Below are 7,305 nucleotides of genomic sequence, written 5' to 3' on the forward strand. Positions count from 1 at the left end.
AAGACAAACTTTAGTGGTTTGTCTTTTTTTGTGCAAAAAAACTTGAAACAGCCACCTAAAAAACTTTATAACGTATTATACCAAAAAAACTGTGTCAAAAATTGACTTCAGGAACCGGATGAGTAGAATGCTAATGAATTCAAATTAGAACCAAGGATTTTATTAACTAAAAGAAGGCATTGAGAATTCAAATCCAATATGACGGGAGGAATTCTTATGCAAGTTATTAGAAAATTTGATGAGGATGGCATTTCTTTTGAAATGCTAATGAAAAGCATGATTACTCAAAAAGTAGATGAAGTCATCAATGATGCAGTATTTGATGAAAAATACGAAGGCAATCTAGGAGGTATTGATTATGAATAAAGAGGTTTTAGGTAATGAGTATGCGGCTATGCTTATTAGAGTGTCAACGAACAATGAGAGTCAAGATTCTTCATATGAAGAGCAGTATGAGATACTTGAAGAGAGAATGAAACAGATGGGTTATAAGCTTTTTAAAGTATATAAAGAGCGTATAACAGCAACAAAGGTGGATGGTCGGCGTGAGTTTGATGAAATGATGGCGGATGCGCAGATGGGAAAATTCAAAGCGATCTTTGCTAAAGACCTTTCAAGAATAGCTAGAAATCAAGAGGTTTCACATTGGTTTAAACGCATCATTTTAGAAAACCAAATTGAGCTTTTTGCGGTCGACGAAAGCGCAGGCATTATTAATGACCCATTGATGTATGGATTTAAAAGCTTGACCAATGAACACTATTCAGCGGATTTATCAAAAAAGATTAAAAATGCTTTTAAGGTAAAGATGAAAAAAGGTGAATACACACGTTCTGAAGCGCCATTTGGTTATTATGTTAAAGAAAAAAAATTATACATTTGCGAAGATGATTCACCAGATATTGTACGGAAAATATTTCATTTGTATTTACGAGAAGGCAAAGGTGTAGATTCAATAGCAAAGCTCTTGGATAGAGAGGATGTTGCACCACCCGGGCTTAGAAAAGGTAAAAAGAATGCTGGAATACACTGGCACGGAACATCAATAAAATATATCTTGACCAATCAAGCCTATACAGGTGATTTAATTCAGAATAAAGAAGAGTCTATTGGCGTCTTCACTAAAAAACGTAAAACAATTAGCAGTCCGATTATTATTAAAAATGCGCACGAAGCGATTATTAGTCAAGAATTATTTGAAGAAACGCAGCGATATATGGCAGAAAGGGCGTTTGGTCCAAGGCCGACGCCTCAAAAACATCTTTTTACCGATTTAATCGAGTGTGGTTCTTGTGGAAAAAAATACTGGTACCGCAGCGCCGGCAATAGATATATTTGTGCGGCATATGCCCGTCATGGTAGAAGTGTATGTTCTTCAAATGCTATCAGAGAAGATGTGTTAATTGGACTCATCCAAGGAGAACTTAGTGATCTGATTCAGCAGTATAAGATTAACGATTCATTAAACGAAGAAATCGATGAGAAATTAAAACGGAAAGTATATAAAGTGAATAATGAAAAAAAGCTTTTACTTGCCAAAAAAGAAAAATATGAAGACGCTAAGTCCAACTTGATTTTATCAAAAGTCATGAAAGAGATTACTGAAGATGAATTTGACGCTTCAGTTGAGTTACTAAGAACTAAGATTGATAATATTAATAGTCGATTGGACGAACTAAAAAATGCAAATGTCACAATAACTGAAAATGAAATCCAAACAAGATTAAAAGAACAATTCGCTGGTATCACAGATTTTTCAAGTATCAACCGTGAATTACTCAACCGTTTTATTAAATGTATAATTGTAAGAGGTAAAAATGAAGTTGAGATACATTATAGGTTTAAAAAGTAAGGATCAGCAACTTATAATAGAAAAAAATATCAAAAAAACTGGGTAGCTTCCCTTCGGAAAGCTACCCAGTTTTTTATTTAATCTTTTCTGTATAAATTACAGGGTTATGTTTTTTTACTAAAAGAACGATGGACTCTAGAGAATCTTCTTTAGTTAATCCTTTTTCGATCGCTACTTGAAAAATGTACTTATTAGCTTCTGCACTTAATTGATACTCATTAGACCCATCGGTCAGATCATATTGCGTTTGACAAACTTCTGCTGGATGTTCATTAAGACATTTTTTACAACGCCCATGATAACCAGAACTGGTGCTAATATAATGAATTTCATCTTCGTCATGGATGTCAAAAAATTGATCGCCTTCAAGCTTTTGGGTCACAAAATAGCTATGACACTGGATACATTTTTTTTCAAGTATATTGGACTCAAGGTCAAATCGATAATTTTTGGCACCTTTGTTTAAAAATTCTGGTGCAGAACGCTTAACGCCATTTTGATCCATGAATTCAAGGTTACCATTTTTAAAACTAATATATTTTGGCATACAACCAACTCCTTTCGTATGAACGTTATATAGAAAGATGATTATGCGTGTCAAGTGTTTTTTTTATTCTGTGGTTCACCAAATAATTGGTGAACCACAGAATATTACAAATGAAGATATACGTTCGTGATATCAAGTCGATTATGCCCAAGTCTTTTTGAGACCACAGTCCTTGCTTCAAAGTCTGTCAAGCCCTTTGATCGTAGTGTATGATACAACTCATTGGCATATTTGTGCCTCAAACTGTGAAAAGATGTTGTCACGCCAGATTTTCTAGAAATATTAATGAAACGTTGAAATGTTTTCATTTCCAAATGAGTCTTTTTACCATTTTCAACAAAAATCCGATCTGAATTTGTGAATTTAGAATTTTTCAGTTCGATTAAAAGTTGTTTTCCATCAGGATCAAGAGGTAAATACCGCTTCAAGCCACCTTTTCCAACAATTTCAATAGAGCCTTCTTTTAAAGCTCTTTTAATTTGAGATCTTCTCAATTTAAAAGCTTCATGTAGCCTTAAACCGAAGGTATCAGCAACTTGAAATAACTTGATATAATCCAATCTATTTATGTTTTTGGCTGCATGATAAAGAGTTTGAAGATCTTTATCTTTCATGCTCCGTTCGGAGCCAATCCGGTCGGATTGTGTTCTTGGAATGACACCCAGTTCTTTATTTGTTTTTATGATAAATTTGCCCTTCGTTTTTCGATCATAAAAAAATCTTATGGCGGATAGATTGGTGGTCACATAGCTTGAAGAATACTGTCCTTCAACCTTTTGAAGATGATTAATATAAGCTGAAATATGTTTGTTATTAACAGCGCTTAAGTTCTCTTTTCGATAGTTTTGAGCCAGAAATTTTGAGAAATCATGCATTGCATCACGGTACCGATCCCTTGTTTTAAATGATTTTTCATTTGTTTTCTTGAAAAAACTATCTACTTGGTTTTTTAGATTCATGTATATTTTTTCCTCTTTTTCAGATAATTCGTTTAGTTTCATAATATCAACCTCCTGTGTATGATGAATAGAGCCATATGAAAGTATGGCTTGTTTCAGTATTTTCTTATTTTATTTCAAATGGTTTTGGTGCTACAATCCTTCTATATATTAGCCTTCGTATTTTAACTGCGTCCTGCCACCGCCCGTCTCGAACATAATGTTAAATTTTAATTAGGTTAAGTTTTGAATTAATGACAGCTTAGCAGCTGTCCTTAGTTCAAAGCTTAACCGCTTAAAGGTCAATAATTGATCGAGACGGGCTAAATGCTTATGTTGAGTAATACGCTCCTGTAACTGCATTTGCAGTTGCAATTGTTCATTGCAAGGAGGTTGCTCGAAATGCTCTGGTTTGGAGTATAGGGTATGATAATTCTATGTTCGAGTGTGCGCCAAAGTAACAATAAGCGCTATATATGAAATACCTTCGTGAATCAATAAAATACCGTTTAAGATACAAAGTTCCAATATTTCTATCAATCAATCCAAGTATGAAAAAACATTATCCTAAATGATTATTTAGCATTTCAAGTTAAATTTATAAATAAATATTTTTTATGCTGAAAGCATTAGATAATCGATTATTTTAATCTGGAATAGACATGAACTGAACTCTGAAAAACTAAGAAGCAGCTTAAATAATAATAGTTATAGATTACCAAGTTTTATAAAATAGGATATGAAGCAACACAAAAAAGCGAAGCTCCAAAGAGTTTCGCTTTTTTGTGTTTGTAATCCATCAAGATTCAATTTAATCCTCTCGAATTATTTTATATATTTTACCATCTTTATCTTCAAAGTATTGTATGTATTTACAATTTAAGGCCACAGCTATGTCGTGTAATTCGGATTCGGGAAAGTTATCCCGACGAAGTTTGTTGCTAAGATTTTGACTAGACATGTTTAATTTTTCGGCTAAATCAGAGATTTTTATATTTTTACGTTTGCATAAATTTCGAATTATTTCAGACGATTTTCCTTCCATAAGATACACCTCACTTTATACTTGATTATACACTTTAAAATGATGACTATCAATAAAATTATTAATAGTAACGATAAAGTTTCAAAAAAACGGTTGACTTATGTAACATAAAAGTGTAATATAAACTAATAAATTATTAATACATTTTAAAGTTACAAAATTGATTGGATATGTACATAATGTTTGTTAGTTAGAAAACACTAAAACAAAGAAGAGGAGAATGCAAATGGCAAAAATGATAATAAGGATGCGTAATGGAGAAGTTTTGGAAGACACAAAAGAATCTATAATAGCGAGAGTTTCTGAACAAATTCTGAAAGAAATGTTTGACAAAGGTATTAATGAAAAATTAAGAGCAAAAGAAGTTTTGAAAAAATTTATTAACCACATTGACTTAACAGAAGAAGAAATTCAGAATATTTTTAGCAATTCGTTCGCCACAAGTATTAGCAAGTCTGTAGAAACTGTCGGTTGTGGGGTAAGCTCCAATGGAAATGGGTACTTTTATAGCGAACCACTTAGTCAGAAAAGCAATGAGGATGGTTCATTTGATGAAAAATCATATAGAACAAGACGAATTGAAGAATTGTTATATAAGCCAATAGCCGAATTCTTCATTGATATAGAAGATATGAAAAGTATCATAATTGCTAACAAACGGCCAGAAGGCTTGGGCAAAAAATCTGTTCCAGATATACTAGTTAGCGACATTGACCATGGTGTATTAGCGATATCGGATGTTTCAGTAACAGCTGTAGAAGTGAAATCAACTCGAGATGCGGTTAACATTGATGCATTACACCAAACATTAAATTATGTAACTAGATGCCATAATTCAATTATTATGTTTGCTGTACCGGAGAGTGAAGCGATGAAGGAGGCTAGAGAACATGTAGACTTTCACTATTCCTTTGGAATTGGAATAGGCTATGTTATTATGCAAGATGATTATTATCGTGATTTTGTTAATGGAAAACTTGATAGTGTAAATCTTTCTGATGTCAGCATAAAGATTATGTATCGGCCTTTGTGGAAACAAAAAGAACCAAGAGTCATTAGAGAATTTTTAAATAAGTTTGGAATTCATAATATTTCTGAAATGCTAAATTGGAACGGTAACTGGTCATCATAAAATAAAAACCAAAAAAAGACTTGAAATGTACAAAAATAATTGGATAGAGTACCTACGGAACGATAATTAGGCATTGATTAAAAAGGAGATTATTAACATGGATAAAAAAAATGTAACAAAGATAAAGATCAATGAGGATATAATATCCGAGCTAGACGAAAAAATTTTTAGTAAATTAATATTGAAGATGGATTCGATTGGACCACGAACAGAGCCATCAATTGAAAGGATTATTCCATATTCTTTAGAAGAAAGAGAATATGTTTCTATGATGGCAAAGCCGAGGTGTGAAATTGATGAATCAGGTAATCGTATAGCTTTTGTAGACTATGAAGTTGGAGAAGAACTAAGGTTTATTTTGGAAGGTGAAATGGCTGAATATGACCGTTTATATGAGATTGCTCAATTGAATTTTGAAAAATACTATAGGTCAGTCAACTTACACCTTAAAGAAATTGATGAAGGTTCAGGTATTTTTAAAGTCTATGGAATAGATGAAAGAATAAGCTGTTATAGCTCATTGCTTGAAGAAAATGTCATCAATAGGATTAAAGCAGCAATAGGAAATAAAGGGTATCTGATTGTACATGGATCATCAAAACTTTATGCAGTTATGGAAAAAATCAATCTTATTGAAGCTAAACTAGGGATTTATCTTTCAACTAATCCGTGGGATAAAGGTGACTTTGAATCTTATAGTTTAAAAAACGGAAAACTTGAATTAATTAGGGACGAAAGTTAAGGGAACACATTAAGTTAAATAGAGAAAGCTGAACCTTCATTGGTTTAGCTTTCTCTATTTATAATAGTACTGAATTTACATTTAAAAAAATGGAATATATTTCAATTAAACGTATGAATATACTATAACATTTGCTACAATATAAAGTGACGAGTTGGAGGCGTATAAAGTGGAATTTGCTCAAATAACGAAAGAGGTCAGAAGTAATCTGAATATGAGTCACAAATAACTGGCAAAAAAGGCACTTTATGATTTTTAAAGCAAAGGGACTTGAAGAAGAATTAATTGAGCATTTATTAAGCTGTTATAGAGAATAGATGAAAAACCATTGGAGGAACTATCATGATTACAGGTGAATTAAGAAGCAAGGTAGATAAAATATGGGAGATATTCTGGACAGGTGGCATTACCAACCCATTGTCGGTTATCGAACAGTTTACCTACCTATTATTTATAAAAGGACTGGATGAAAAACAAACAGATTTAGAAAGAAATGCGGAATTGCTTGGCATTGAAGTTGATAAAATATTTAGTGATGAACAGCAGAATTTAAGATGGCAGAAGTTTAAGCAATTGAGCGCCTCTGACATGTATGACATGGTTTCAAAAACAGTATTTCCATTTATCAAAACCATGCATGGTGATAAGGATTCAGCATTTACAAGATATATGGACGATGCCATCTTTATGATTCCAACGCCACAAATGCTAGAAAAAATCGTGACGAACATTGATTTGTTACCATTATCTGACGGAGATACAAAGGGAGATTTATATGAGTACCTGCTTTCAAAAGTAGCAACAGCAGGAACAAACGGACAGTTTAGAACACCAAGACATATCATAAAAATGATGGTAGAACTGATGAGGCCAACACCAACGGATATAATTGTTGACCCAGCAGCAGGATCGGCTGGTTTCTTGGTGGAAGCCGGTGAGTACCTTAAAAGAAACAATGAAGATTTGTTTGCCATAAAAGAATTAAAAGACCACTATAACAACGATATGTTTTTTGGTAACGATATGGACAGGACCATGCTTCGTATTGG

At 32.8% G+C, this 7,305-nt stretch carries 8 protein-coding genes; 5 read left to right on the forward strand and 3 right to left on the reverse strand.

Annotated elements, in window-relative coordinates:
• Window positions 1-216: 216 nt before the first annotated feature.
• Together AC6F8J_RS13435 and AC6F8J_RS13440 are read left to right on the forward strand one after the other, a co-directional pair.
• Window positions 217-366, forward strand: a complete 150-nt coding sequence (locus tag AC6F8J_RS13435; RefSeq protein WP_275842134.1) for a hypothetical protein — start codon at window positions 217-219, stop codon at window positions 364-366.
• On the forward strand, window positions 359-1,852 hold the full coding sequence (locus AC6F8J_RS13440) for a recombinase family protein (protein WP_500724014.1): 1,494 nt from the start codon (window positions 359-361) through the stop codon (window positions 1,850-1,852). The genes AC6F8J_RS13435 and AC6F8J_RS13440 overlap by 8 nt, the downstream gene beginning before the upstream one ends.
• Window positions 1,853-1,925: 73 nt before the next feature.
• On the opposite strand, the gene AC6F8J_RS13445 is transcribed toward AC6F8J_RS13440, so the two are convergent.
• The 3 genes from AC6F8J_RS13445 to AC6F8J_RS13455 all read right to left on the reverse strand — a co-directional run bounded on the left by AC6F8J_RS13445 (window position 1,926) and on the right by AC6F8J_RS13455 (window position 4,382).
• On the reverse strand, window positions 1,926-2,399 hold the full coding sequence (locus AC6F8J_RS13445; RefSeq protein WP_500724016.1) for a hypothetical protein: 474 nt from the start codon (window positions 2,397-2,399) through the stop codon (window positions 1,926-1,928).
• 104 nt (window positions 2,400-2,503) lie between these two features.
• Window positions 2,504-3,400 (reverse strand): tyrosine-type recombinase/integrase, encoded by an 897-nt coding sequence (locus AC6F8J_RS13450; RefSeq protein WP_500724018.1) that lies wholly within the window; start codon window positions 3,398-3,400, stop codon window positions 2,504-2,506.
• Between the two features lie 748 nt (window positions 3,401-4,148).
• Window positions 4,149-4,382 (reverse strand): helix-turn-helix domain-containing protein, encoded by a 234-nt coding sequence (locus AC6F8J_RS13455; RefSeq protein WP_500724020.1) that lies wholly within the window; start codon window positions 4,380-4,382, stop codon window positions 4,149-4,151.
• A 226-nt stretch (window positions 4,383-4,608) separates the two neighbouring features.
• Here AC6F8J_RS13455 and AC6F8J_RS13460 point away from each other — a divergent pair, with 226 nt between their 5' ends.
• The 3 genes from AC6F8J_RS13460 to AC6F8J_RS13470 all read left to right on the forward strand — a co-directional run.
• The gene (locus AC6F8J_RS13460) at window positions 4,609-5,514 is read left to right on the forward strand and encodes a hypothetical protein (RefSeq protein ID WP_500724022.1); all 906 of its coding nucleotides are present in this window, start codon (window positions 4,609-4,611) and stop codon (window positions 5,512-5,514) included.
• 97 nt (window positions 5,515-5,611) lie between these two features.
• On the forward strand, window positions 5,612-6,256 hold the full coding sequence (locus tag AC6F8J_RS13465) for a hypothetical protein (RefSeq protein ID WP_500724024.1): 645 nt from the start codon (window positions 5,612-5,614) through the stop codon (window positions 6,254-6,256).
• A 342-nt stretch (window positions 6,257-6,598) separates the two neighbouring features.
• Window positions 6,599-7,305: N-6 DNA methylase (locus AC6F8J_RS13470; protein ID WP_500724026.1), on the forward strand; the 707-nt coding region annotated here is incomplete at its 3' end.

It is taken from the genome of Petrocella sp., from assembly GCF_059865615.1.